Source organism: Prosthecobacter sp. (genome assembly GCF_020439865.1).
Classification (GTDB): domain Bacteria; phylum Verrucomicrobiota; class Verrucomicrobiia; order Verrucomicrobiales; family Verrucomicrobiaceae; genus Prosthecobacter.
In genome coordinates this window covers 1-23,383 of record NZ_JAGRPF010000054.1, presented here as the reverse complement: position 1 = coordinate 23,383, position 23,383 = coordinate 1, and the positions used below count along the sequence as shown (strand labels likewise).

Annotated in this window: 22 protein-coding genes and 1 pseudogene; 9 read left to right on the top strand and 14 right to left on the bottom strand. The window is 60.3% G+C overall.

Features of this window, described 5'->3' with window-relative positions; all coding sequences use genetic code 11:
• A partial coding sequence (locus KDL09_RS05520) for an ATP cone domain-containing protein (protein ID WP_294382446.1) occupies nt 1-1,629 on the bottom strand: 1,629 nt, incomplete at its 3' end.
• A gap of 138 nt (nt 1,630-1,767) precedes the next feature.
• Nucleotides 1,768-2,850: a ribonucleotide-diphosphate reductase subunit beta gene (locus KDL09_RS05515; protein ID WP_294382443.1), complete on the bottom strand. Its 1,083-nt coding sequence runs from the start codon at nt 2,848-2,850 to the stop codon at nt 1,768-1,770.
• Between the two features lie 366 nt (nt 2,851-3,216).
• Here KDL09_RS05515 and KDL09_RS05510 point away from each other — a divergent pair, with 366 nt between their 5' ends.
• Nucleotides 3,217-3,855, top strand: coding sequence for an N-acetylmuramoyl-L-alanine amidase (locus KDL09_RS05510; protein ID WP_294382442.1), 639 nt, complete (start codon nt 3,217-3,219; stop codon nt 3,853-3,855).
• Between the two features lie 9 nt (nt 3,856-3,864).
• Here KDL09_RS05510 and KDL09_RS05505 read toward each other — a convergent pair whose 3' ends face one another.
• The gene (locus KDL09_RS05505; RefSeq protein WP_294382439.1) at nt 3,865-6,957 is read right to left on the bottom strand and encodes a c-type cytochrome; all 3,093 of its coding nucleotides are present in this window, start codon (nt 6,955-6,957) and stop codon (nt 3,865-3,867) included.
• 153 nt (nt 6,958-7,110) lie between these two features.
• Between KDL09_RS05505 and KDL09_RS05500 the strand changes: the two genes are divergently transcribed.
• Together KDL09_RS05500 and KDL09_RS05495 are read left to right on the top strand one after the other, a co-directional pair.
• Nucleotides 7,111-8,271 carry a TMEM43 family protein gene (locus tag KDL09_RS05500; protein WP_294382435.1) on the top strand — a complete coding sequence of 387 codons (1,161 nt, stop codon included), beginning with the start codon at nt 7,111-7,113 and terminating at the stop codon, nt 8,269-8,271.
• Nucleotides 8,272-8,344: 73 nt separating this feature from the next.
• Nucleotides 8,345-9,643, top strand: a complete 1,299-nt coding sequence (locus KDL09_RS05495) for a protein kinase (RefSeq protein ID WP_294382433.1) — start codon at nt 8,345-8,347, stop codon at nt 9,641-9,643.
• A gap of 1 nt (nt 9,644) precedes the next feature.
• Here KDL09_RS05495 and KDL09_RS05490 read toward each other — a convergent pair whose 3' ends face one another.
• The gene (locus tag KDL09_RS05490) at nt 9,645-10,676 is read right to left on the bottom strand and encodes a Gfo/Idh/MocA family oxidoreductase (RefSeq protein ID WP_294382430.1); all 1,032 of its coding nucleotides are present in this window, start codon (nt 10,674-10,676) and stop codon (nt 9,645-9,647) included.
• A gap of 45 nt (nt 10,677-10,721) precedes the next feature.
• On the opposite strand from KDL09_RS05490, the gene KDL09_RS05485 reads away from it, so the two are divergent.
• Together KDL09_RS05485 and KDL09_RS05480 are read left to right on the top strand one after the other, a co-directional pair.
• A complete protein-coding gene (locus KDL09_RS05485) occupies nt 10,722-11,177 on the top strand; it encodes an MOSC domain-containing protein (protein WP_294382425.1) in 456 nt (151 codons plus the stop codon).
• A complete protein-coding gene (locus KDL09_RS05480) occupies nt 11,174-11,749 on the top strand; it encodes a molybdenum cofactor guanylyltransferase (protein ID WP_294382423.1) in 576 nt (191 codons plus the stop codon). Before KDL09_RS05485 ends, KDL09_RS05480 begins: the two co-directional genes overlap by 4 nt.
• Nucleotides 11,750-11,769: 20 nt before the next feature.
• Here the strand turns inward: KDL09_RS05480 and KDL09_RS05475 are convergent, their stop codons facing one another.
• From KDL09_RS05475 to KDL09_RS05460, 4 genes are all read right to left on the bottom strand, one after another.
• The gene (locus KDL09_RS05475) at nt 11,770-12,495 is read right to left on the bottom strand and encodes a 16S rRNA (uracil(1498)-N(3))-methyltransferase (RefSeq protein WP_294382417.1); all 726 of its coding nucleotides are present in this window, start codon (nt 12,493-12,495) and stop codon (nt 11,770-11,772) included.
• A gap of 1 nt (nt 12,496) precedes the next feature.
• Nucleotides 12,497-13,786 (bottom strand): aminopeptidase P N-terminal domain-containing protein, encoded by a 1,290-nt coding sequence (locus KDL09_RS05470; protein WP_294382415.1) that lies wholly within the window; start codon nt 13,784-13,786, stop codon nt 12,497-12,499.
• Between the two features lie 138 nt (nt 13,787-13,924).
• Nucleotides 13,925-14,920 (bottom strand): PDZ domain-containing protein, encoded by a 996-nt coding sequence (locus tag KDL09_RS05465; protein ID WP_294382413.1) that lies wholly within the window; start codon nt 14,918-14,920, stop codon nt 13,925-13,927.
• A 50-nt stretch (nt 14,921-14,970) separates the two neighbouring features.
• Nucleotides 14,971-15,981: a trypsin-like peptidase domain-containing protein gene (locus KDL09_RS05460; RefSeq protein ID WP_294382412.1), complete on the bottom strand. Its 1,011-nt coding sequence runs from the start codon at nt 15,979-15,981 to the stop codon at nt 14,971-14,973.
• A 128-nt stretch (nt 15,982-16,109) separates the two neighbouring features.
• Here KDL09_RS05460 and lpdA point away from each other — a divergent pair, with 128 nt between their 5' ends.
• Together lpdA and KDL09_RS05450 are read left to right on the top strand one after the other, a co-directional pair.
• On the top strand, nt 16,110-17,486 hold the full coding sequence (gene lpdA, locus KDL09_RS05455) for a dihydrolipoyl dehydrogenase (RefSeq protein WP_294382409.1): 1,377 nt from the start codon (nt 16,110-16,112) through the stop codon (nt 17,484-17,486).
• A gap of 46 nt (nt 17,487-17,532) precedes the next feature.
• Nucleotides 17,533-17,733, top strand: a complete 201-nt coding sequence (locus KDL09_RS05450; RefSeq protein WP_294382406.1) for a hypothetical protein — start codon at nt 17,533-17,535, stop codon at nt 17,731-17,733.
• Nucleotides 17,734-17,831: 98 nt separating this feature from the next.
• Here the strand turns inward: KDL09_RS05450 and KDL09_RS05445 are convergent, their stop codons facing one another.
• Together KDL09_RS05445 and pyrR are read right to left on the bottom strand one after the other, a co-directional pair.
• Complete coding sequence (locus KDL09_RS05445) at nt 17,832-18,758, bottom strand: aspartate carbamoyltransferase catalytic subunit (protein WP_294382404.1); 927 nt, start codon at nt 18,756-18,758, stop codon at nt 17,832-17,834.
• Nucleotides 18,755-19,306 carry a bifunctional pyr operon transcriptional regulator/uracil phosphoribosyltransferase PyrR gene (pyrR, locus tag KDL09_RS05440; RefSeq protein ID WP_294382401.1) on the bottom strand — a complete coding sequence of 184 codons (552 nt, stop codon included), beginning with the start codon at nt 19,304-19,306 and terminating at the stop codon, nt 18,755-18,757. The genes KDL09_RS05445 and pyrR overlap by 4 nt, the downstream gene beginning before the upstream one ends.
• 136 nt (nt 19,307-19,442) lie before the next feature.
• On the opposite strand from pyrR, the gene KDL09_RS05435 reads away from it, so the two are divergent.
• Both KDL09_RS05435 and KDL09_RS05430 read left to right on the top strand, forming a co-directional pair.
• Nucleotides 19,443-20,096 (top strand): hypothetical protein, encoded by a 654-nt coding sequence (locus tag KDL09_RS05435; RefSeq protein ID WP_294382399.1) that lies wholly within the window; start codon nt 19,443-19,445, stop codon nt 20,094-20,096.
• Nucleotides 20,096-21,115 (top strand): M23 family metallopeptidase, encoded by a 1,020-nt coding sequence (locus KDL09_RS05430; RefSeq protein ID WP_294382397.1) that lies wholly within the window; start codon nt 20,096-20,098, stop codon nt 21,113-21,115. The genes KDL09_RS05435 and KDL09_RS05430 overlap by 1 nt, the downstream gene beginning before the upstream one ends.
• On the opposite strand, the gene KDL09_RS05425 is transcribed toward KDL09_RS05430, so the two are convergent.
• The 4 genes and pseudogenes from KDL09_RS05425 to KDL09_RS05410 form a co-directional block, all read right to left on the bottom strand.
• Nucleotides 21,116-22,327, bottom strand: coding sequence for a redoxin domain-containing protein (locus KDL09_RS05425; protein ID WP_294382395.1), 1,212 nt, complete (start codon nt 22,325-22,327; stop codon nt 21,116-21,118).
• An 8-nt stretch (nt 22,328-22,335) separates the two neighbouring features.
• Nucleotides 22,336-22,647 carry a DUF2007 domain-containing protein gene (locus KDL09_RS05420; protein ID WP_294382391.1) on the bottom strand — a complete coding sequence of 104 codons (312 nt, stop codon included), beginning with the start codon at nt 22,645-22,647 and terminating at the stop codon, nt 22,336-22,338.
• Between the two features lie 9 nt (nt 22,648-22,656).
• Complete coding sequence (locus KDL09_RS05415) at nt 22,657-23,004, bottom strand: cupin domain-containing protein (protein ID WP_294382388.1); 348 nt, start codon at nt 23,002-23,004, stop codon at nt 22,657-22,659.
• Nucleotides 23,005-23,013: 9 nt separating this feature from the next.
• Nucleotides 23,014-23,383, bottom strand: a pseudogene (locus KDL09_RS05410) (aspartate aminotransferase family protein); the annotation flags it as partial.

The following is a 23,383-nucleotide window of genomic DNA, read 5'->3' as shown; positions in this document are numbered from 1 at the left end:
GGTCCAGGAACCGCCGAGACCGCCGGCCCACTTCGAGAGGAAGGCGTTCTCCGCGATGCCGCGGATCATGATGGACTCGATGCTGTCGTCCACCTTGTAGAGATAGCAGGAGGAGAGCTGGGAGTGCAGCGTGCCGCTGTTGAAGAGCGTCGGGGTGGACGAGCAGAAGCGGCGGCCTTTGTACATCTTGTAGATGCCGATGATGCGCTCTTCGGCGTTTTCGTTCTCGCCGATGTTCAGGCCCATGGCGACGCGCATCCAGAAGAGCTGCGGCGTTTCGAGGCGCTTGTTGGGCTTCACCTTCTTGTCCACGATCAAGTAGCGGTCGTAGAGGGTCTGGACGCCGAGGAAGTCGAAGTCGAGATCGGCGGCGGGGTCGAGCGCGTCGGCGAGCTTGTCGAGGTCGAACTGAAGCAGGCGTGGATTGTAGCGGTCGATCTCGACGCCGCGAGCGAGGTTGCGGCGGAAGGTGCGGCGGTGGAACTCGCGGAGCTGGTCGATGCCGTCACGGACGATGTCCCAGCCGAGGACTTCTTCATAGATGTAGCTGAGCAGGACGCGGGCGGCGAACTTCGCGAAGTCGGCGTCCTTTTGCATCAGGGTCTTGGCATTGAGGATGACGGTCTTCTTCAGGTCCTCGAGAGTGATGTCGGAGTTCAGCGAGCGGCGAAGCTCCATCTCGATCTCGGCACGGGTGAGGCAGAGGTCGAGGCCGAGCATGGCGAAGTCGATGCGCTTCTTCAGGTCAGCGCCGTCCCAGAGGAAGCTGTTGCCGTCGGTGGTCTTGACGAGGATGAGCGCCTGCTGGTCCTGGCTTTCGAGCTCGTTCTGCGCGGCGGCCTCCAGCTCGTCGTCTTCGCGCATGGTGGAGCGCAGGGCACGATACTGGATGTAGGAGCGGGCAACCTTGAAGAAGCCCTGCTTCATGAGTTCCTCCTCGACGAGGTTTTGCACGTCCTCGATGTGGATGAACTGCTTGTTTTCCTCGGCGATCATTCCGCTGACGGCCTCGGCGATCTGCACGGCGGGGGAGGAGTCCATCTCGAGCGAGAGGAAGGCTTTGCGTACGGCGATCTCGATCTTGTTGTGGTTCCAAGGGACGAGCTGGCCGCTGCGGCGGATGACTTTGGTGTTCACGATGAGCGGCTGCGGGGTGGAGTCTGCGAAAGGATCCGTGGCACGCTTCCGGCGCTCTGCGAGTGTGCGCGCGACGTCATGGGCGTTGTGGTTGATGAGCGCACGCTCAATGCAGTGGTAGATGTCCCGCGCGTTCAGCGTGGCAGCGTCACCATCTCCCTTGGCGAGCTGGGCGGTGCGTTCGTAGATCTCGGTAGTCACGGCCTGCGAGATCTTGCGCACGAGCTGCTGGTTGTGCTCGGTGTAGATGTCTCCCTCCTTTTTCTGGCGGGCGAGGAAGAGATCCGTCAGTGCGCAGCCCACCGTGTCAGCGATTTCCGAGGCATCGAAATCACGTTCGGCACCGCCGACGTTCACCTTGATGGACGAAGGAAGGGTCGGTTCAGCGGAACCAGCCGCCAGAGCGCTCCACTCGAAGTGGGGCTTTTGGTCTTTGGGGGTCTGGGTGAGTACTTTGAGGAACTTGTCCTCTTTCAGCAATGTCGTGATCATGGCGGGAGGGAATGTTGTTGGTTGACGGTGGGATTGGCGGAAAATTTGGGGATCGGCAGAATGCGGAACAGAGGGGCGGGACTCCAGCGAAAGTTATTCTTTCTTGTTCGGAGAGTTGTTCACAGCAGGCGGATTTGCTTAGAAATCATCGTCGGGCGGCACCTCGAGAGAACCCGCCTTTTGGTAATCGGTGACCTTGCCTTCGAAGAAGTTCTGCTCTTTGCGCACGTCCATCATCTCCGCCAGCCAGGGCAGCGGGTTCTGCACGCCGGGGTTCAGTGCAGGCAAACCACAGCCGGCGAGGCGGCGGTCGGCGATGTAGTCGATGTACTGCTCGAACTCGGCGGCGCTGAGACCGACGGCATTCACGGGCAGGCAGTCGCGGATGAAGGCTTTTTCGAGGGTGATGGCCTCGCGCATGATCGCGACCAGCTCTTCACGAAACTCTGACGTCCACAGATCCGGATTCTCCTCCACGAGGTCCATGAACAGATTGCGGAAGACTTCGATATGGTTCGACTCGTCGCGCAGGGTGTAGCGGAACATCTGGCCGATGCCGGGGAACTTGTTCTGGCGGTAGAGGGCCAGGATCATGCCGAAGAGACCGTAGAACTGCGTGCCTTCCATGCACTGGCCGAAGACAAAGATGTTCTTCGCCAGGAGCTGCTTGTTCTCGAGCTTCGTGAGATCGATGTCACGGCGCATGTTGTTGGAGATGCGGGTGACGAACTCGTTCTTGGCCACGATCGTCGGGATCTGCTCGAACATCGCCTCGCATTCGTGCGGATTGATGCCAAGGGACGAAATCATGTACAGCAGCGAATCGGCGTGAATGTTTTCCTCGTGCGCATGACGGCCGAGCACGAGCTTCAGCTCCGGCGCGGTGACAAGTTCACGGACAACGTGCTGGATGTTGTCTCCCACGATGCCTTCGGCGGCAGAGAAATAACCGATGCCCATCATGATGATCCAGCGCTCGTTCTGGGTGATCTCGTTGGAGCGCCACTGTTCCACGTCCTTCTGCATCTGGATGTCCTCCGGCTCCCAGTGGTTGGCCTTCATGATGCGATACAAATCATAGGCCCACTGATATTTAAGGGGCAGGAGATTAAAGGTCATCGATTTGCGACCATTGATGACCTTCTTGGCTGCGAATGCGGCTTCAGCCTTGTCCTGGTCTAGGAGAAATTCGCGGTTGCCGATTTTGTATACTTTGTCCATGGCGATTTCGTTGCAGATTGACTGTGAATAAGTGGAGATTTGAGGAAAACAGGAGAAATTCCAACCAACACTATAAATACTATATATTGCGGGTTTAGAGGTGAATCATGCACAAGATGTTGTGGGATGGCGAGATTTTTTTCCAAGCCATTGTGCTGAAAAGTGTTTCTCAACGGTGTTTCAAGGGTTCCACGGCGAAAAAATTTTTCAGGCGTCAAAATCCCGATCCTGATGGACGAAAATGAGAACCTTTTCAGGCCTGTCGGAATGCATTGAAAACCAAGCACCACCCTAAAATACCCCAAAGAGGGTTGCGACAATTTCGCAAGTCGTGGTTTTGTCATGGGAACTGCTATCACCTCCCTCATGAACTCCTCGCGAATGCTTTTGGGCGGACTCGGTGCCTGTCTGCTGGCCTCCTGCGCCATGATGGTGCCGCAACACACGCCGCCCGGTGTCACGGTGGACTTGATCCCGAACGGCCGCTATGCCCGGCGTTACCACCGTCCGATGGTCCCGCGCTACATCACCATCCACGCGACGGAGAACTACGCGCGCAGTTGCGGTGCCTATGCCCACGCGCAGATGCTCAAGAAAGGCTCCATCAAGGGGCGTCACAACGCCATCGGCTACATCGGCTGGCATTTTACCGTGGACGACCACTCCATCTACCAGAGCATGCCCACCAACGAGCGCGGCGAACACGCCGACTATGATGGCCCCGGCAACCGCACCTCGATCGGCATCGAGATGTGTGAAAATCGCGGCAACAGCCGCGAACGCACGCTGGACAAGACGGCGCGCCTCGTCGCCTGGCTCATGAAGGAGCACGGCATCCCGCTCAGCCATGTGGTTCCCCACCAGCACTGGCGCATGATCCGCCACGACGACCACCGTGACCTCGGCCACAAAAACTGCCCTCATTTCCTCATGGATCACGGTCGCCCCGGCGCGAAATGGCAGGCCTTCCTCGCCAAAATCGCGGCCTATCACCGGGCGATGTGATGGAAGGACTCAGAGAGGCTTCATCAAGTAAGCGAAGAAGTCCTTCAAATCGGCGTCGCTCATGCCGGTGGTCAAACCTTCGGGCATAAGCGAAATTGGTGAAGCTTCCATCTTGTCAATGTCGGCCTGTTTGAGCGCGGTTTTGTTCCCGGCCATGTCCTTGATGACGATGCCGCTGGCGTCCTGCGCGTCCATGAGGCCGGTGAGGATCTGGCCGCCCTTGGTTTTCACGATGTAGGCACCAAAGCCTTCGCGGATTTCCATGCTGGGCATGAACAGGTTGTCGAGCCAGAAGTCGGCGTTCGCACGATCGTAGCCGGTGAGTTCGGGGCCGATCTGGCCGCCTTCGCCGAAGAGCTTGTGGCAGATGGCGCAGCGGGCCATGAACTGCAGCTTGCCCTTCTCCGCATCGCCGAGGCCGGTTTTGAGCACGGCTTTGATGCGCTCGGACTCCTTCTTCTTTTCCTCGGTCGGTCCAGTGGCGAGTTTGCCTTTCCAATGCTTGTCGATGGCCGCATCGATCTCCGGATCGTGGTGCAGGCTGAGCTGGCGCACGATGTCGATGGTGAAATGCTTCACCGGAATCTTCCAGTCGTTGACGAAGCTCACCAGGATCTGCGCCCACTCCTTGCGACCCGCCATGACGCGCAGCGCGTCCTCGCGCAACGCCTTGTCACCGGCGATCTGGCCTTCCCAGCCGAGCAGCAGCGCTTCAGGAATGCGTTTGTCATCAAACTTCGCCGCGGCCTGCAGGATGCCGCGTTTGAGGCTCGGCGGGTTCGTGGCTTTCAAAATGGCCACCATCGGCATCACCGCCTCCTGCTTGCCGAGTTCGGCCAGCGTCTTCGCAACTGCGATGCGGGCGGTGTTGCTGGCGTTTTTATCGGATAGCAATGCGAGCGCCTTCTTCAGCGCATCCGCGTTGCCGCTGCGCAGCGCGAGCGTGAGATCGCCGCCGGAGTTCTTGGCGATGTACTCGTTGAGCGCCTTCGAAAGCGACTCCGGCAGCTTCGGCATCTCCGCGCCTTCAAATGCGGACGCAATGCCCGCGATGAACTTGCCGCGTAGTGCCTCGTCGTTCGTCAGCGCGAGGAGATCGGCGCAGGACTGGAAGTTCTCTGCGCCTCCGGCCAGTGCGTAGCGTTTCGCGAGCTTCTCGGCGAGATCGTCTTTGAAAAGCTTCGTCTTGAGGAAGGCCGGATCCGATTTGAGGAAGGCGAAGACGGCTTCGCGATCCTTCTCCGCCTTCGATTCAAGCGCCCACCATGCAAGGAGCGGCAGATGTCCGCTGGAATCATGGAGGGCGGACGATTCGTCGGCTTTGCTGTTTGGCGACGAGTCGTCGCCACTCCATAGGAGGGGCAGCGCCACGGACGCAGGGAGTCTTTTTGCCGAGGCGAGAATCTGAGCGCGGACCTCGGGATGTTTCTCCGTTTTGGCGAGAGCGACGAGATCGTCTGTGTCCCGGTCTTCTTCGCCAATCATTTTGACGGACCAACGACGCACATAGGGGTCCTGGCTTTTCATTCCCCAATAATGCAAGTCGATCCCAATTCTTCCGGTTCCAATGTTAACCTTGGGCCTTTCATCACGTGTCAGAGCATCGAGCGCCCACATCGTTTCGAGTGTCATCGGCATGTCTCCGAGCTTCGGAACAAGATCGCGAAGGTCCGTCCAACGCCAACCCATCTCCAGCACCGCCTGCTTTCGGAACCACTCATTCGGATGGCTCAGATAACCGAGCAGTTCCTCGCCACTCGCCTTGCTCAGATCAAACGGCTTCAACTTCGGTGCTCCTGCTGCAGGACGAACGCGGTAGATGCGGCCGCTGGTCTTGTGCCAGTCGTCGATGGGGCTGACGTGACTGAGGCGCGTGTCATACCAGTCAGCCATGTAGAAGCCGCCATCGGGGCCGACACCGGCCCACACGGGGCGGAACCAGCGATCGGTGGTGCTCATGAGGTTCTCCTCGTCCTTCGTGCGGAAGGTGGAGCCGTCCGGAATGCGCTCACTGACATAGACGAGGTTTTGCAGCGAGTTCGGGGCGATGATTTTGCCCTCGTAGGCGCTGCCGAGCAGTCCACCTTCATAAATGGTGAAGGCCTGTGGGAAGCGTTTGTCATCGCCCTCGTGCTTCATGTGCTCGAACCAGCCGAAGGCATATGGATTGGTCAGCGGACCGTGTTTGCCCCAGCCTTTGATGCCGTAGCTGCCCTGCTCGTAGTGCATGCCGCGCGTCTTGCCGTTGTTCGTGCCGGAGAAGACGCGGCCTTTGCTGTCGATGTCGAGGCTGAAGGTGTTGCCGCCGCCCTCGGCGTAGATTTCGAAGAGCTTTTTCTTCGGATGGTAACGCCAGATGCACTGGCCCTCCCATTTCACGTTCTTCGAATTCGCACTGCTGACGTTGCCGGTCGTGGTGCTGCCGTTCGCTCCGTAAAGCCAGCCGTCCATGCCCCATTGCAAGCTGGTGGCGACGCTGTGCGTGTCTTCGAGACCGAAGCCACGAAGCTCGACGTCAGGATCGCCATTCGGCAGTCCGTCGCCATCGGGATCCGGATAGCTGAGCAGGTAGGGCGGATTGAGCACCCAGATGCGGCCCATGCCATGCAGCGCGGCGCTGGCGATGTTGAGACCGGTGATGACGTCGGTGTGCTTGTCAAAAAAACCGTCGCCGTCGGTGTCTTCGAAGACGGTGATCTTGTCCGCACCCTTCGGGCCGTGCGGTGGAGGTGGCGGCACCTTGTCGAACTTCGCCCGCAGATGCTGGTCGTAGCTGATGATCTTCAAGCCCGCCGGGAACTGATACTGGCGATACTGCGTGACCCACATGCGGCCTTTGCTGTCCCAGCTCGCGTAAAGCGGCTGTTCCACGTCAGGTTCGGAGGCCATGAGATCGATCGCTACGTCGCTGCGATGCTGAAACTTCGTCACAGCCTCCTTCGCGGGCGTGAGTGGTGTGTCGTCGCGCATCACGCCGCGTCCGGGGCGGGTCTCCATGATTTTCTTCACGGCTTCGTTGCCAGCGACATCGTCAGGTTGGACGTTCGGTTCGGCGGCGAACGCGGAACTGCCGAGCATGAGGAGAAGAAGGCGCGATTTCATGGTGGGTCAGACTAACAAGGGAAACGGCCTCGGTTTCTTGCCGACTTGTCACGGGTTCCGGTATTTTCGTGCGAGCAGGCCTGGTCTCACGAAATGATTCGACTTCGGAAACGCTTTCCGCTCCACTTGATCGAGCTCACCCCAATTAAAACCATGTCTGATTCTTACACCGAAGTCACATCACAGAATTGGTTCAGCCGCATCGGTGAATCGATCAAAGGCATCCTCTTTGGAATCATCGCCATCCCTCTGACCATCGTGCTGCTCTGGTGGAATGAGGGCCGTGCGGTCACCACGGCCAACAGTCTCAAGGAAGGCGCCGCCGCCGTGGTGAATGTGGCTGCAGACAAAGTGGATCCGGCCAATGACAAAAAGCTGGTTCATCTCTCGGGCGATGTCACCACCGCTGGAGGGGCGGTTGATGATGAGTTTGGCATCAAGGTGCCGGCGCTGCGCATCGACCGCAGTGTCGAGATCTACCAGTGGGAGCAGGACGAGAAGACGGAAAAACGTGAGAAGGTGGGCGGCAGTGAGGAGACGATCACCACTTACACCTATCAGAAGAAGTGGGTGGACAAGCCCATCGACTCCTCCGGTTTCAAAAAGCCCGCGGGCCATGAGAACAAGGGAGAAATGGTGGCGAACGACAAGACCTTCGCGGTCGAGGATGCAAAGCTGGGCGCCTTCAAAGTGCCGAGCTCCATGGTGCAGTCCCTTTCCGGGGCAGAGGCCTATCCGGTGAAGGAAGAGGATCTTCCCGATGACATCAAAAAAGTGGCGATCGTCAGCGGCGGCAAACTCTACTACGGCGCTGATCCTGCCAAACCGCAGATCGGCGATCAGCGGGTGGCGTTTGAGATCGTCAAACCCGGTTCGTTCAGCATCATGGCGGCCCAGTTGGGAGACACCTTCGGCGCCTACCAGACCAAGGCGGGTGATGCGCTCACCATGATCGAACCCGGAGTCGTCAGCGCGGAGGTGATGTTCAAAAATGCGGAGAGCGCAAACACCATCATCACCTGGCTTGTGCGATTCTTCGGCTTCCTCTTCATGGCGTTCGGATTCATGGCCATCATGCGACCGCTCAGCGTGCTGGGCAGCGTGGTGCCGTTTATCGGCAACATCATCGGCATGGGCACCGGACTGATCTCCTTCGTGCTGGCCGGTTCCATCTCCTTTGTGGTGATCGCCATTGCGTGGATTTTTGTGCGGCCCGTGCTGGGCATCGCGCTGCTGGCGCTGGCCGTGGGAGGCTTCATTTACATGCGCAAGCTCGCGGCCGCCAGCAAGCCAGCTGCCGCTGCGGCGGCGTGAGATGCGAGTTTGAATGTAATCTAAAGCTCCTGGTGGTTGCTCCGGTCTGCAGGTGTGTCACAGTACCCGACTGATGCGCCTCACCAGCAGTTCCAGCTCCGCCAAACCCGTCGTGACACGTTCAGCACCGCCGTCGCCGCCGGAGTTGTCCGCGATGATGCCGTTCGGGCGTTATTCCGTGCAGGCGCAGGTCGGCATTGGCGGCATGGGCACGGTGTATCGCGGCACGCAGCTCAGCCTGGGCCGTCCGGTCGCGATCAAAGTGCTGCGCGTGAGCGACGGCTACGACTTCGCCTTTGAGGACCGGTTTCGTCGTGAAGCGCGCGCCATGGCCACGCTCAACCACCCGAACATCGTCGCCATCTACGACTACGGTCATCTCGGCACCGAGTTCCTCTTCTTTGTCATGGAGTTCGTCGATGGCACCGATCTCGGCGCCATCATGGCCCAGGGACGGATGACGACCGAGCTCGCGCTGCAGTTGCTGCCGCAAATCTGTGCCGGTCTCGAGTACGCGCACTCGAAGGGCATCGTCCATCGTGACATCAAGCCCGCAAACATCATGCTCACGCGGCAGGGCGAAGTGAAGATCACCGACTTCGGTCTCGCCAAAGATGTCATGCGTGCCCCTTCGATGGCCACGGAGACCCACATGGTGATGGGCACGCCGGAGTATGCCGCACCAGAGCAGTTCAATGCGCATCGTGAAGTGGATCATCGTGCCGACATCTATGCGTTCGGTGTGCTGATGTATCAGCTGCTCACCGGAGCTCTTCCGCGGGGTTCCTGGCAGCCGCCTTCCATGCTGCAGCCCGGACTGGATGCCCGTTTTGACGCCGTCATCGTGCGCGCCCTCATGACCGATCGTCAGCATCGTTTCCAATCCATGGGCGACATGCGGCGCGCGATCGAGGCGGCCGCAGTTCCCGCAGTGCCGACTCCCAGCCGGCCGCTGCCGAACGTCAAACCCAGCGCCGGACGCATCCTCCTGCTCGAAGACGACCTCATGGTGCGCGACCTGTTGCGTCGCGCGCTCGAGAAGGCCTCGTTCGAAGTCGTCGAAACCGGCGACGGCAAAGACACGCTGCGTTTGTATCAGGAGGCCATGCAGCAGGGTCGTCCGTACGACCTCGTCATTCTCGATCTCACCATTCCCGACGGCATGTGCGGACGCGAGACGATGCTGCATCTCCGCCGCCTCGATCCGCAGATTCTCGCCATCGTCTCCTCCGGCTATCGCGATGATCCGGTGATGAAGGACTGCGCCGCCTACGGTTTTGCCGCCGCATTGCCGAAGCCCTATCAGGTGGAAGGGCTGCTGCAGATCGTGAACGGCGCGCTCGCGGTTGGCCGCCAGCGTGCCGCCGCGTAAGTCAGCGCACCTTCACTGCCGCCTGCGATTCCATCGCCTCCCACACGGCGTGCACCACGCGCATGTAGTTCATGCCTTCGCCAAAATCGGGCCGGGGGCGCGGTGCGGAGGGATTGCGCACGGCGGCAATGAAGTCGCGTTCGACGGTCCAGCTTCGCTGCATCTCGGTGGGAATCTCCACCGACTCCAGCTTGCCGCCGCGTTTGCCGAGCTGGAGGTCGTCGGTGTTGAAGTCGTAGCTCAGCGTGCCTTCGGAACCGAAGATCCACAGCTTGTCCGTCGGCGCATGTGCGGCTACGCCGCTGAAGAGCATCGTCGCTTCGATGCCGCTGCGGAATTTCGCCATCACGTTCACGAAATCAGGAATGTCCACCTCAACGCCTGCACGCTCGGGGATCACCACGTTGCCGCGTGCCTCGACTTCGACGATGTGACCCAGCCAGTGCTGCAGCACCTCCGTGTAGATGCCCAGCGTGAGGATTTGAATGCCGCTGAGGTCGGACAACTGCCGCCAGTGCGCCGGGGCCTGCGGATCGAGCCAGGCGTCGTTGAAGCTGTGCAGCAGCAGTTGATGTGGCGTGCCGATCGCACCCTCCGCGAGCAGTCGCTTCACCAGTTCGCCGCCCTTCATGCCATGCGGCGCCGGGCAGATAGCGGTGACGAGTTCAGGGTAACGAATCGACGCCTCCCACATCTGATTTGCCCCCGGCACGGAGGCCGCCATGCGCGCCTGGGTGAAGACATGTTTGCCGTGCTGCAGCGCGTAGCAGGTCATCTCCGCATGCATGTAAGGATGCGTGCCGATCCACACGACGTCGACCTCGTCGGATGAGGCCAGCTCCTCCCATCGAGCGACCGCCTTCGCTTCCGGTGCAAATTCACGGCAAAAGGCCTCGGCACTGGCCACCGAGCGGTTCGTCACCTGCGTGATTTGCACGCCTGGAATCGCCCGAAGACCGGGCATGTGACGAGTTTTGACGATGCCACCGGCGCCAATGATGCCGATGCGGATGGGTTGCTCAGTGGAGGTCATGGACGTATGAATCGTGACACGTTTGCGCCAACATCCAAGCTCCGCATGCAAATCCTGCACATCTATATCTCACCCGAACACAACTTCGTCGGTCATCACGGCCTGCCTCCCGGCACGGCACCGGCTGTTGAGGTGGCCGAGGTCGAATGCGTGGCCGGCAAGGGCTTGAAAGGCGATCGCTACTTCGACTGGAAGGAAGATTACAAGGGCCAGGTGACCTTTTTCGAGCACGAACAGTATGAGCGTCTCTGCGAAAAGTTCGGTGTCATGGGCGTGCCGCCTTCCGCCTTCCGCCGCAACATCATCACCAAGGGAATCGATCTCAACACGCTCATCGGCACCGAATTTGAAGTGCAGGGCGTGCGTTTTCTCGGGACTCAAGAAGCCGCTCCCTGCCATTGGATGAACCAGGCTTTCGCCGAAGGCGCGGAGGAAGCGCTCAAAGGCCACGGCGGCCTGCGTGCGAAGATTCTGAACGATGGCATCCTGCGCAAATCATGAACGCGCCCTTCGCCGTCGCACTGCTCGCCGGTGGTCGTTCCACCCGGATGAAACAGGACAAGGCCCTGCTTCACTGGCACGGCCAGGACCTGTGGCAGGCGCAATTGCACAAGCTGCAAACACTCGGAGCTGAGCGTGTGCTGCTCTCCTGCCGCCGCGAGCAGCCGCTCTTCCCCGATGAAGGCGTGGAGATCGTACATGATCCTGAAAACGTCGATGACGGGCCTCTGGGCGCCATCACGCGCTGCCTCGAACGGGTGCAGATGCCGCTGTTCGTTCTCGCCGTCGACATGCCGTGGATGACCGCCGCGTTTTTGCGTGAACAGCTCGATCAACACGAGAATCCGGAGCAGGGCTGGTTCTTCCGCGGCCCGCATGGCGATGAAGCCCTCGCCGGCATGTACGTTCCCGCCATGCTGCCGCACATGCGCGAAGCGCTGAGCAAAAAGGATCTCAAGCTCCAGCACGTGATCGAAGCCTGCGTGCATTCCGGCTCAGCCGTCACCCGTCAGATGGAAGACGATCAGGCTGCTTTTTTCCACAACGTGAACACGCCTGGGGATCTGAAGTAGCTCGGGCAATCTTTCCCGAGCTACCTCAACTCATGCCCCAAGATCGCCAATGTCGCGATGGCGGCGGTTTCAGCGCGCAAGACCAACGGGCCGAGTGTGATCGGCGTAAAGCCGGCCGCGAATGCCTGGGCTTCTTCTTCAGGGGTGAAATCACCTTCAGGGCCGATCAGGACAGCGACACTGGCGGGCTTCGTCGTCGGCAGCACTTCTTTGAGCGTTCTCGTGTGTTCGCTGAGCGCGGGGATGAGCTTGAAGTCGGCGGCGATTTGCAAACCGGCCGCGAAAGCGATGGGAGCCTTCAGTTCGGGCACGAACGGTGTGTGGCACTGCTTGGCGCTCTCGATCATGTGCCGCCGCCATTTGGCGAGTTTCTTTTCCGTCTGGGCGGCATCGAGATGAATGACGGTGCGCTCAGTGATGACCGGCTGGATGCCTGCGGCACCGAGCTCGACGGCTTTTTCGAGCAGCCACTCGAAGGGTTCGGCTTTGATGAGTGAAGGGAGGAGATGAATCGCCGTTGCAAACGGCTCTATGCGCGTTTCGGATTCGATGCGGGCCTGCACTTCCGATTTGGAGACGTGAGTGATTTTACAGACGGCCACGCGGCCTGCGCCATCAAGGATCTCAATCGTGTCGCCGGGCTGCTTGCGCATTACGCGACTGCAATGCTGCGCTTCGTCACCGCTGAGCGTGAGGTGCGGGCCGGCCCACAGCGCGGCGGGAAGATGGAAGCGTGGGAGGGACATGTCAGCGTTTCATCAGCGCTTCGATGTCGTCCGCTTCGATCGGAATATGCGCCATGAGGTCGATGTTACCGTTTTCGCCGATGACGATGTTGTTTTCGAGGCGGACGCCGAGCTTTTCCTCGCGGATGTAGATGCCGGGCTCGACTGTGAAGACCATGCCGGGCTGAACGGGCTTCCACATGTGGCCGACATCGTGCACGTCGATGCCCAGTGGATGCGAGGTGCCGTGCGGGAAATATTTCTTATACGCAGGCTTTTCGGGATCCTGCTGGTCGATGTCCTCCTGCGTGATGAGGCCGAGTCCGAGAAGTTCGTCCTGCATCAGCAGGCCGACCTGCTCCTGATACTCGCGGATGATGACGCCGGGGCGAAGCATCTCACAGCACTTCTTGAAGACACGCAGAACAGCATCATACACCTGGCGCTGACGCGGGGTGAACTTGCCGTTCACGGGGATTGTGCGCGTGAGGTCGGCGTTGTAGTTGCCGTAGTTGGCGGCCACGTCGAGCAGCAGCATTTCACCGTCCTGACACTGGCAGTGGTTGGTGATGTAGTGCAACACGCAGGCGTTCGCACCGGTGGCGATGATGGGCGTGTAGGCAAAACCGCGACCACGTTGGCGGATGAACTCGTGCCAGAGCTCGGCCTCGATTTCGAACTCATGCACGCCGGGCTTCACGAACTTGAGCAGCCGGTCAAAGCCGTCGCCGGTGATGCGGATGGCTTCGTTGAGTGCGGTGATTTCGTGCGGGCTTTTGATGACGCGCAGCTCGTGCATGAGCGGCGCAAGGCGGCGGTAGTCATGCAGCGGATATTCGTGTCTGCAGCGATGGGTGAAACGCGTCTCGCGTGTTTCCGTCGGGATGGTGGCGCGGATGTGCTCGTTTGAGTTGAGGAAGACGTGCTCCGCCTGGCACATGACACTGCGGAATTGCGTCTCGAATTCCTGCAGCCAGTGCACACGCGTGATGCCGCTGCGTTCGGTCGCCTGCTCCTTGGTAAGTTTCTCTCCTTCCCAAACCGCGATGTGCTCGTTCGTTTCGCGCACGAAGAGCATCTCCCGCTGCTTTGGATCCGCGGCGTCCGGATAGAGAACGAGGATCGTCTCCTCCTGATCGATGCCGCTCAGGTAAAACTGGTCGCTGTTTTGAATGAAGGGCAGCGAGCCGTCGGCATTCGTGGGCAACACATCATTGGCGTGCACGATGACAACAGACTGCGGCGGCAGCTTTGCGTAAAGGCGCTCACGGTTTCCAGTGAACAGTTCGGCGGGCAGGGGTTGGTAGCGCATGTTGCGAGGAAGCTGAGATGAGACGGCCAAATGGGAAGCGGTTTTTGCGATGAAGCATCTCTCTTGTCGAAAATTGACACAGCGCGGCGGAAAAATCACCCAAAGGCGGGCGGGCAGTGCGAGCGGACTTTTTCTGCCTCATTTCACCAGTACCGCCTTCGGCGGATGGCGGTCTGCCTTGATCCACTGCTGTGTCTCGGTCCAAAAACCCTCAACAGGGAGTGCGAAGGTGGTTACCCGATCGACGCGGGCGATGTTAATGCCGACGACTTTGCCTTCGAGCGTGGCTACGGGGCCGCCCATGTCGGTCGGGAAGAGCGGAATGTCGTGCTGAAGGACTTCGGGAAAATTGTCGCTGCGCAGAGAGATCCCGCCATTGGCGAAGTCTTCCCCCTCCCAGTTTTGCAACACCTTGGTGCGGCTGGCGAGGCGGACGCGGCAGGATTCCTCCTTGTCCTGACGGAGAAAGCGGATGTCGATGATCTCTCCGGGCTGGCGCTTGTTCACGATGTCATGCACGCGGCGATACTCCGCCACCGGCTCGCCGGCGATCGTGATCAGAACGTCGTTCTCCTGTAGACCGGCGGCTTCGGCGGGGCTTTCGCTGGCGATGCCGATGATGCGCACGCCCTTGCCGTTCTTCGCTGATTTTTCATCCATGCGGATGCCGAGCGCGGCGCCAGTGCCGGGAATGCGGCGAATGCGGGCGCTAACGATGCCGATGCGGGTTTGCTTGCCCGTGTCGGAGACGCTGCACAGCCACTGGCCCATGGTGAGAGGCCGGGCGGCACCAAACGAGGCTGCACGCAGGCCGGTGATGCCCACGGCCTGCGCCAGCAACAAGTCGAGCCGCGTTTCGCGATGTACTTCGCGCAGATCCGCGGTGCGGCCGTCGCTGAACTTGATGCGCGCCTTTTCCAGTTCGGGCACTTCGCTGGCTTTGATCAATACGTAACCGTCCTCTCCCACGATGGTGGCGGTGCAGATGGCCCGGCCCAGCAGGCTTTCAATGCGTGCGGAACAGGTGACGGTCAGCGGCTTGAGTTTTTCGACTGCGGTCAGAGTCTGCCTGCCATTGGTGCGTTCATCGAGTGGCAGCGTGGGACGCGAGGTCTCGGCGTGGGTGGACACCATGTTCAAGGCCAGAACGGCAGGCAGGGCTGCCCTCACAGCTTTCAACCTGATCATTGCCCTTCCTCCTGTGGTTTTTGCGCGAGCTTCACGGACACTTCGCGTTCCTTGCTGTTGCTGCGGAGTTTGAGCTTGAGGGTGTCGCCGGCCGCATGCGCGCGCACGGCAGCACTGAACTGTTGCTGGTCGGTCATGGCATCGCCATCGACACTGAGAATGACATCTCCCGTACGAATGCCTGCCTTCAGGGCGGGCGATCCGTCGATCACGTCGGCCACTTCGAGCTCTACGTTGTCGCTCATGACGGTGGCGACGCCGAGGTAGCCGCCGGCTCCGATGCCCCAGACACGGATGACCTGGGATTTCTGCATCGCATCCCACGAGCGGAGGAAGGGCGCCATGGAGACATGCACGTTCTGATCGCGGCCTTCCCAGATCTGGCTGTGAATGCCGATGACCTCGCCTCGAAAATTGAAGAGCGGGCCGCCGGAGTCGCCGCCCATAAGCACGCAGTCGCTGTGAAGGCTGTTGGCGGTCTGCTTGATGATCTTGCCCACACGCAGCACCGGGCCGCGCGCCTTGTCGAATCCGCCTGGATGACCTAGCGCGAAGCACCACTCGCCCGGCTGCGCTTTGGCCACTTCCCGGCTGAGATTTACATACGGCCAGGGCTTGTCTCGCTTCTTCAACTGGGCCAGCGCGGCGTCCGTTGTTTTGTCCAGGCCGAGGGACTGGGCCGTGGTGACGCTGCCGTCCTCCAAAACAACCCGCATGTTCTTGCCGGGGCCACCGGGGACGTGCGCCGCAGTGAGCAGCAGTCCGTCGGGCGAAATGATGACGCCGCTGGCGGTGCCGCCGCCGGTCTGGATGGCCACGAGAGCCGGGCGCACTTGCGGCAGCAGCTTCTGCACCTCGCTTTGCACTTTCAGCAGTGCGGCGACGTCGGTTTTCGATCCGGAGTTTTTGTCCGTTCCTCCTGCGGCGAGGGCGGACGCGGCGATGATTTGCATCGCCACGAGGATCGTAGCGGCTCTGCGCGGAAAAGAGGTGCAGAGAGGGGTCATGCGCGGGGTAAAGTTTACGTTCTTCCGCTCCCTCGGTCAATACGGCATGAAGGCGGGGAATCTGCGGTTGAATACGGTGCCGGGCTGCGCTTCTCTCGCCGCATTCACCCCCAAAACATCCTCTTTACATGAACTACGACCTTATCGTCATCGGCGGCGGGCCTGCGGGCTACGTCGGAGCCATCCGCGCAGCGCAACTCGGCAAGAAAGTGGCCTGCGTCGAAAACGACCGCGCCGGCGGCACCTGCCTGAACTGGGGTTGTATTCCCACCAAGGCCCTCCTCAAGAACGCCGAGCTTTACCACACCCTCACCCATCGCGCCGAGGAGTTCGGCCTGAAGATCGGCAGTGTCGAGTATGACTGGTCCAAAGTGATCGGTCGCAGCCGCGGCGTGAGCGACAAGCTAAACAAGGGCATCGAGTTCCTCTTCAAAAAGAACAAGGTCGATTACCTCAAAGGCACCGCCAGCATCCCCGCCGCAGGCAAGGTGGAAGTCACCGCTGCTGATGGCAAAAAGGAGACCCACGATGCTGCAAACATCCTCATCGCCACCGGCGCAAAGAGCCGCCCGATGCCCGGTTTCCCCTTCAACGGCAAGACCGTCATCGGCAGCAAGGAAGCCATGACTTTGGAGAAGCAGCCGAAGAGCGTCATCGTCATCGGCGCGGGCGCCATCGGCATCGAGTTCGCGTATTTCTTCAACGCCTACGGCACGAAAGTCACCGTCGTTGAGATGCTTCCGGACATCCTTCCTGTCGAGGACACCGAAGTCAGCAAGACCCTCGAAAAGAGCCTCACCAAGGCCGGCATCCGCATTCTCACGAACACGAAAGTCACCGGCACCTCCGAAGACGGCAAAGGCGTGAAGATCACCGTAGAAGGCGCGGCCAATGAAACGCTTGAAGCCGACGTCTGCCTCGTCGCCATCGGCGTGGCTCCCGTGCTGCCCGGCGGAGTCGAGATCAAGCTCACCGAGCGCGGCTGGATCCAAACCGACGACCGTTATCAAACGAGCGTCAAAGGTGTTTACGGTGCCGGCGATATCATCGGGCCGCCCTGGCTCGCGCATGTCGCCAGCTACGAGGCGGTGCAGTGCGTCGAAGGTCTCTTCACCAAGCACAAGCCGAAGAAGGTCGGCGTCTTCCCCGGCTGCACCTACTGCCATCCGCAGGTGGCCAGCATCGGCCTCACCGAGCGCGCGGCGAAGGAAAAGGGCCTCAAGTTCAAGGTCGGCAAGTTCCCCTATGTCGCCAGCGGCAAGGCTCTGGCCGCCGCCGAGCCGGAAGGCTTCGTCAAGATCCTCTACGGCGAGCCGCACGGCGAAATCATCGGCGCGCACATGATCGGCAGCGAAAGCACCGAGATGATCGCCGAGATCGGCCTCGCCATGAATCTGGAAGCCACCTGGGACGAAATCGAAGCCACCATCCACGCCCATCCGACGCTCAGCGAGATGGTCAAGGAGGCCACCGAAGTCGCCAAGGGGCATCCGATTCATGTGTGAGTGAATTCCGGCCAGCATCATGCGCTTCAGGTATTGCACCCGCGGGATGGAATTCCTCGAAGCGATGATCGCGGGTTGGAGTTATCTTTTCTCGCGTTCCTACCGGCTTAAAAAACATTGCGAATGGCAACAAAACGGCGGGTGCTCGATGCTGATGGGCTTGGCGTTTGGTTTTGCTGGAATTCTGTTGTCCCTCGCCCTGCTCGCTCTCGCGGTGTGGCTGGTCTGGCGCTCGTATTGTTCGTGAAGTCCTCCGACTAATATTACCACTTTGGTTGTCGCGCAGGTGGCGTTTGGACAACTCTAGAGACGGGGGAGCGCCGTTTCGCCCATCAAACACGCCGTTTACTCCATTGCCCCGGGCCGCAGCCAGTAGAGCACGCTCATTCGCACGGCGATGCCGTTTTCGACCTGCTGGTTGATGAGGCACTTTTCGTAGTTCATGCCGGCGTCGGTGATTTCGACGCCACGGTTCACAGGGCCGGGATGCATGAGATGGAGGCCGCGATCGCGCAGGATCTCGACACGCTCGTTGGTGAGACCGTAGTTTTTGTGATACTCGGCAGAGCTGGGGACGAAGGGTTCGTCGATGCGTTCGCCCTGCACGCGGAGGAGATAGATGATGTCGGGTTTCCAGTCGAAGGCGTCATCCCAGTTCCCAAACTGCGGAATCTCCTTCGGCACTTCGCGCGGCATCATCGAGCCGGGGGCAAGGTAGGCCACCTGCATGCCGAGGCGGCGGAAGATGAGACTGGTGCTGCGGGCGACACGGGAGTGCTGGATGTCGCCGACGATGAGGGCGCGGCAGCCGCGCAGGTCCTTGTGAATCTCACGCAGCGTGAAGGCATCCAGCAGCGCCTGCGTGGGATGCGCGTGCCAGCCGTCACCGGCGTTGATGACGCTGGCGCGGGTGTTTTTGGCGATGAGATTCGGCGTGCCGGACTGCTTGTGCCGCACGACGACGTAATCGACGCGCATGGCCTCCAGCGTTTCGACCGTGTCGAGAACGGACTCTCCTTTGACGACGCTGCTTGATTCGATGTCGAAGTGCGTCACGTCGGCACTGAGACGGCTGGCGGCGACTTCGAAGCTGGAGCGCGTGCGGGTGGACGGCTCGTAGAAGAGCGTGAGCATCGTCTGTCCCTTCAGCGTGGGCACCTTCTTCACGCTGCGTTTGAAGAGATCTTTGAACGGGCCGGCATTGTCGAGCACGAACGCGATTTCCTCATCCGTGAGCGAGGCGATGTCGAGGAGGTCTTTGCGCGGAGTCATCTCGTTGAGGCTTGGGTTTGCACGGTGCAGGAGTCGAGGCCGTCCACTTCTTCAAATCGCACCGCCACACGCTCGCCGGGCGACAGCGTGACCTTGAGCGCGGAGAAATCAGGCTGCACGGGCAGTTCGCGGCCGCTTCGATCGACGAGCGCGGCGAGTTGCACGCGTTTTGGACGACCGAAGTTGAGCAACTCATCGAGCGCTGCACGCACGCTGCGTCCGGTGAAGACGACCTCGTCGCAAAGCACGACGGTGAGATCATCGATGTCGAAGGCGATGTCCGAACCTTCGAGCTTGGGCACCATCTGAAAGGTGTTCAGGTCGTCGCGGTACTGCGTGATGTCGATGGTGCCGACGAGCACCTTCATGCCGCCGAGTTTTTCGATTTCCGCAGCGATGCGTTTGGCCAGCGGCACACCGCGTGTGTAAATGCCGGCCAGCGCGATGGTTTCGGCGCCCTGATTTTCGTCGCGAATGCTCCGGGCCAAAGCCGCCACTCCTTCGGCCATCTGGGCCTGGGTGAGGAGGGTGCGTTCGGTGGCTGGCATGGTGGAAGGCGTGCGCGGAAACTCCGGTGATTCACCCGCTTGTCAAATCGACGGATGTGAAGTCCGATGACGAAGTTTCGCCGCGTCTCCTGCCTCCAGGGTTGCAAAGCGTGCGCGCCTTTGGTTTGATGCATCCATGAATCGATCTTCTCTTGCCGTCTTGATGCTGACCCTGTCCGGACTGCTGGTCAGCTGTGACAACTTTCGTGAAAACAAGCTGCTGATCACGGCGCACGTGCAGTCGGATGCGATCGAGCACCCGAGCGAGATCATGAGGCTGCCGATCGGCGGACAGGAGATGAGATTCAAGAAGATCCCCGAGTTCAGCCAGCGCAGCATTTCGGGCTTTGAGCCGTTCCCCGCCGAGGACGGCCAGAGCTACGGCGTCCTGCTGCAGCTCGACACCAAGGGCCGCAATTCGCTCGAACTCGCCTCCCGCATGAGCCATGGAATGGCGATGCTCACGATGGTCAATGCGCTGCCGGTGGACATGGTTGAACTCGACCAGCCGATCACCGACGGCCGTTTCACCATCTGGCGTGGGTTGTCGAAGGAGACGATCGACAAGATGGACAAGTTCTACCCGCGCATCAAATACATGAAGTCGTCCTCGCGCTGGATGGACATGCTGCCGTCCACCGACAAGGAAAAACTCAATTCGCGTCGGGTCGCCAAGGAGGCGGAGGCCGCCGAAAAAGCCGCTGCGCGTGCGAAGGAGCGTGGCGCCCTCCCTCCGGCTCCGAAGACCAAGGACATCCCGCTCGAAGGTTATAAACTGCCCGGCACCTGATGAGACTCCTGGTCCTTACTTGGTTGGCGTGCTGCGTGCTGACAGGCGTGGCATCGGCACAGCAGTTGCAGCTGCCCACCGGCAATCACTCGCTGTTTGACCAGCCGTCCGCGTTTTTCCAGTTCGTGGACCGTGATTTCGAAGGAGAAAAGTCAACGCCGTGGGAAGGCGGGCAGTTCGGCTTTGTGCGCGATCCCCGCCGCATCGGCAGGAGCATCGCCTATGCGCGGTTTCATGAAGGCCTCGACATCAAACCGCTGCAGCGTGATGCACGCGGGAATCCACAGGATGAAGTGGGCGCCATCGCCGACGGCGTCGTGGTGTATGCGGCGGCGGCCTCGAATCTGAGCAACTATGGTCGTTATGTCGTGTTGCGGCACGATTTGGGAGGCAGTCCGTTCTTCTCGCTCTACGCCCATCTGTCTTCTGCTCAGGTGTCCGCCGGTCAGCGTGTGAAGGCCGGCGCTCCGCTTGGCATCCTCGGTTACACAGGCAGCGGCATCGACCAGCGTCGTGCGCATGTGCATGTCGAGCTGAACATGTTTCTCTCGAGCCGCTTCGAGGCCTGGCACGCGGCGAACTTTAACACGCCGAACCATCACGGCGTGTTCAATGGATTGAACCTCATCGGCCTCGACCTGCAGGCGCTCTACCTCTCCCAGCAGAAGAATCCCGGCCTCACCGCCGTCCAGGCCGTGCGCTCGACGGAAAGCGGCTATCGCGTCGCCGTGCCGGGAGACGCGGACATGGAGATCGTGAAGAACTACCCCTGGCTGATCGACGGTCCGCGCCCTTCAGGCAGACCTGCGAGCTGGGAGGTCACTTTCAGCCGCTGGGGACTGCCGCTGGCAGTTAAAGCATCGAACACCAGCGTTTCTCAACCCGTCGTGACATGGATCAAAGACTCCGGCATCCCGCACTACACGTTCACGCGTGGCTGCGTGACGGGCAGCGGCAGCACGGGCAGGCTCACGGTGGAGGGATTGCGCTTCGTGAAGCTTGCGTGCGGGTGGTTCTGATCACGGCTGCGCTTCCAGCTCCGGCACATAGAACCGGCCCATGTAATCCAGGATCTTCTCGCGAAGCTCGTCGCCATCGACGCCGCCTTCGTTTCGGTAGATGACCTTGCCTCCGGGGGCGACGACGAGGGTGAACGGGACCGAACCTTCCCATGAGGGTTCGAGTGCCTGGATCAAAGCATCACTGCTGTCTTCGTGGAAGACATAGGCGTTGCCTTTGCGTCCCTCGGCCTTGAGTGATGGCTTCAGTTTCTCCGACACGACAGCGTTGTGCTTTTCGAGGAAGGCCTTCACGTCACCGATTGTTTCCGGGTCGTCGATGCTTATGCTGATGAATTCGAAATCGCGCAGACCAAACTTGCGTGAGGTGGCGACGAGTTCGGGAAACTCCTCCACACACGGACCGCACCAAGTGGCCCAGACGTTGAACATCCGAACCTTCTTCGTGTCATTCTTCCGCAGTGCTGCGACGCCCTTGGCGTTGATCAATTCAATGTTCACCTCGCCCTTCTCCCATTTCTCGTTGTCAGCGGCGACCTGCTGACGTTTGCCGATCCACTTGGTGGAGCAGCCGTGGATCTTCGTGACTTCCACAGGCGCCGGTTTGCCCGCAAGCAGAGCTTCGATGGCGTTGCGCGCATCAGGCGAGGTCACGGTGGCCTCATCGGCGTAGCGCGAGTCATCCAGACGGCCCTTGTAGCGAAGCTTGCGCTCCTTGTCGAAGATGAAGACGTGAGGTGTGGCGAGGCAGCCGTAGGCGAGCGCCGTTTTCTGCGTCTCTCCATCGTAGAGGTAGGGGAAGTTGAAGCCTTCCTCCTTCGCGTGGTGCTTCATCTCGGGAAAGCTGTCATTGTACTTCGAATAACCGAGCTCGTCCGGGCGCAACGCTGCGGGGTCGTTCGGATTGATCGCCACGACCTTCAGTCCCTTGCCTTTGAAGTCCTTCACCAGCTTCTTGAGGCGGCCTTCCGCTGCCTGCGACGTCGGGCAGTGATTGCTCAGAAAGGCGATCATCAGCACATCGGCTTCGGCGTAGTCCTTGAGCGTGTGTTTCTCCTCGTCGATGCCGATCAAATCGAAGTCGGGTGCGGTGTCGCCAATATTGAGCTCGTGAAAACCTTCGGGCATGGACGATTTCTTCGCCTTCGGCTCTTCGGCGTTCGAGAGCGCCGGCAGCAGCGCGAGCGACAGAAAAACAGCAAACTTGTTCATGGTCTGGATCATTCGGGTTTGGGGGCCTGGCATTTCCAACACAGCTCAAACGAGGCCGGATTGGATTCTTTGCACGCAGGGCAGAGCCATTCCTCTGATGACGTGAACTGCGGGGACTGGTGTTCACGGAGCAGCGCACTCGCCTCGTCGTAGTCTGAATCGTTCAACAGGCACAACGTCGGTTGAAGCGGGCCGATGAAGATGTTGGTGAGCTGCGCGGTCGTCTCATTGCGGATGAAGCAGGGGATGCCAGCTTCATCGAGGATCGACTTGAAAAAGCCGAGCCGAGTGGAGTCCATGCTGGTGATGAGGTCTCGCATGCGCGGAGTTTACACCTCAAACTCGTCCGCCGGATCGAACGGCGGCATGGGCACATTGATGATCTTCAACTTCCCCACTGCGCGATGCACGCAGCCGGGCCGGATCATCACGGTGGTCATCGGTTTGAGCGGAATGATCTCGCCATCGGCTTCCAGGTGACCTTCACCTTCGAGCACGATGTAGATCTCGGTCATCTTCTCATGCCAGTGCGCCTTGGAGTCCGCGTGGATGTCCGTGAGATGGACCGTGGCCAGGGTGTTCCAGTCCTCCTTAAACGCACGCCGCGCCTGACCGCAGGGACAGGGCGTTGGTGGAATTTCATCAAGCTGAGCGACGGCAAAGCGGGGCGAACTCATGACAATGAATTAAAGAGCAGCGAGCGCCGCGGCGGCGACTTCGGCGGTTTGTTCGAGGTCATCGCGGCTGTGGGCCATGCTGATGAAGCAGGTCTCGAACTGGCTCGGCGCGAAATAGACGCCGTGGTCGAGGCAGTGGTGGAAGAACTTGCGGAACGAGGCGAGGTCGGATGTTTTCGCGTCCTGGAGATTGTGGACTTCCTTCTCGGTGAAGAAGAGGCAAAACATGCTGCCTTTGCGATACCAGCGGTAGTTGAGGCCCTTTTTCTTCAGAACCTCAAGCACGGGGTCCTCCGTGAGCTGGCCGAGGTTTTCGAGAAGCGCGTAGCCGTTTTTCTTTTCGAGTTCGCGAAGCTGTGCGGGGCCGGCAGCAAGTGCG

Excerpts from the sequence above, each read along its gene's own strand:
- KDL09_RS05515 (WP_294382443.1), bottom strand. The coding sequence starts at position 2,850 with ATGGACAAAGTATACAAAATCGGCAACCGCGAATTTCTCCTAGACCAG.
- KDL09_RS05510 (WP_294382442.1), top strand. The coding sequence starts at position 3,217 with ATGAACTCCTCGCGAATGCTTTTGGGCGGACTCGGTGCCTGTCTGCTG.
- KDL09_RS05505 (WP_294382439.1), bottom strand. The coding sequence starts at position 6,957 with ATGAAATCGCGCCTTCTTCTCCTCATGCTCGGCAGTTCCGCGTTCGCC.
- KDL09_RS05500 (WP_294382435.1), top strand. The coding sequence starts at position 7,111 with ATGTCTGATTCTTACACCGAAGTCACATCACAGAATTGGTTCAGCCGC.
- KDL09_RS05495 (WP_294382433.1), top strand. The coding sequence starts at position 8,345 with ATGCGCCTCACCAGCAGTTCCAGCTCCGCCAAACCCGTCGTGACACGT.
- KDL09_RS05490 (WP_294382430.1), bottom strand. The coding sequence starts at position 10,676 with ATGACCTCCACTGAGCAACCCATCCGCATCGGCATCATTGGCGCCGGT.
- KDL09_RS05485 (WP_294382425.1), top strand. The coding sequence starts at position 10,722 with ATGCAAATCCTGCACATCTATATCTCACCCGAACACAACTTCGTCGGT.
- KDL09_RS05480 (WP_294382423.1), top strand. The coding sequence starts at position 11,174 with ATGAACGCGCCCTTCGCCGTCGCACTGCTCGCCGGTGGTCGTTCCACC.
- KDL09_RS05475 (WP_294382417.1), bottom strand. The coding sequence starts at position 12,495 with ATGTCCCTCCCACGCTTCCATCTTCCCGCCGCGCTGTGGGCCGGCCCG.
- KDL09_RS05470 (WP_294382415.1), bottom strand. The coding sequence starts at position 13,786 with ATGCGCTACCAACCCCTGCCCGCCGAACTGTTCACTGGAAACCGTGAG.
- KDL09_RS05465 (WP_294382413.1), bottom strand. The coding sequence starts at position 14,920 with ATGGTGTCCACCCACGCCGAGACCTCGCGTCCCACGCTGCCACTCGAT.
- KDL09_RS05460 (WP_294382412.1), bottom strand. The coding sequence starts at position 15,981 with ATGACCCCTCTCTGCACCTCTTTTCCGCGCAGAGCCGCTACGATCCTC.
- lpdA (WP_294382409.1), top strand. The coding sequence starts at position 16,110 with ATGAACTACGACCTTATCGTCATCGGCGGCGGGCCTGCGGGCTACGTC.
- KDL09_RS05450 (WP_294382406.1), top strand. The coding sequence starts at position 17,533 with ATGGAATTCCTCGAAGCGATGATCGCGGGTTGGAGTTATCTTTTCTCG.
- KDL09_RS05445 (WP_294382404.1), bottom strand. The coding sequence starts at position 18,758 with ATGACTCCGCGCAAAGACCTCCTCGACATCGCCTCGCTCACGGATGAG.
- pyrR (WP_294382401.1), bottom strand. The coding sequence starts at position 19,306 with ATGCCAGCCACCGAACGCACCCTCCTCACCCAGGCCCAGATGGCCGAA.
- KDL09_RS05435 (WP_294382399.1), top strand. The coding sequence starts at position 19,443 with ATGAATCGATCTTCTCTTGCCGTCTTGATGCTGACCCTGTCCGGACTG.
- KDL09_RS05430 (WP_294382397.1), top strand. The coding sequence starts at position 20,096 with ATGAGACTCCTGGTCCTTACTTGGTTGGCGTGCTGCGTGCTGACAGGC.
- KDL09_RS05425 (WP_294382395.1), bottom strand. The coding sequence starts at position 22,327 with ATGAACAAGTTTGCTGTTTTTCTGTCGCTCGCGCTGCTGCCGGCGCTC.
- KDL09_RS05420 (WP_294382391.1), bottom strand. The coding sequence starts at position 22,647 with ATGCGAGACCTCATCACCAGCATGGACTCCACTCGGCTCGGCTTTTTC.
- KDL09_RS05415 (WP_294382388.1), bottom strand. The coding sequence starts at position 23,004 with ATGAGTTCGCCCCGCTTTGCCGTCGCTCAGCTTGATGAAATTCCACCA.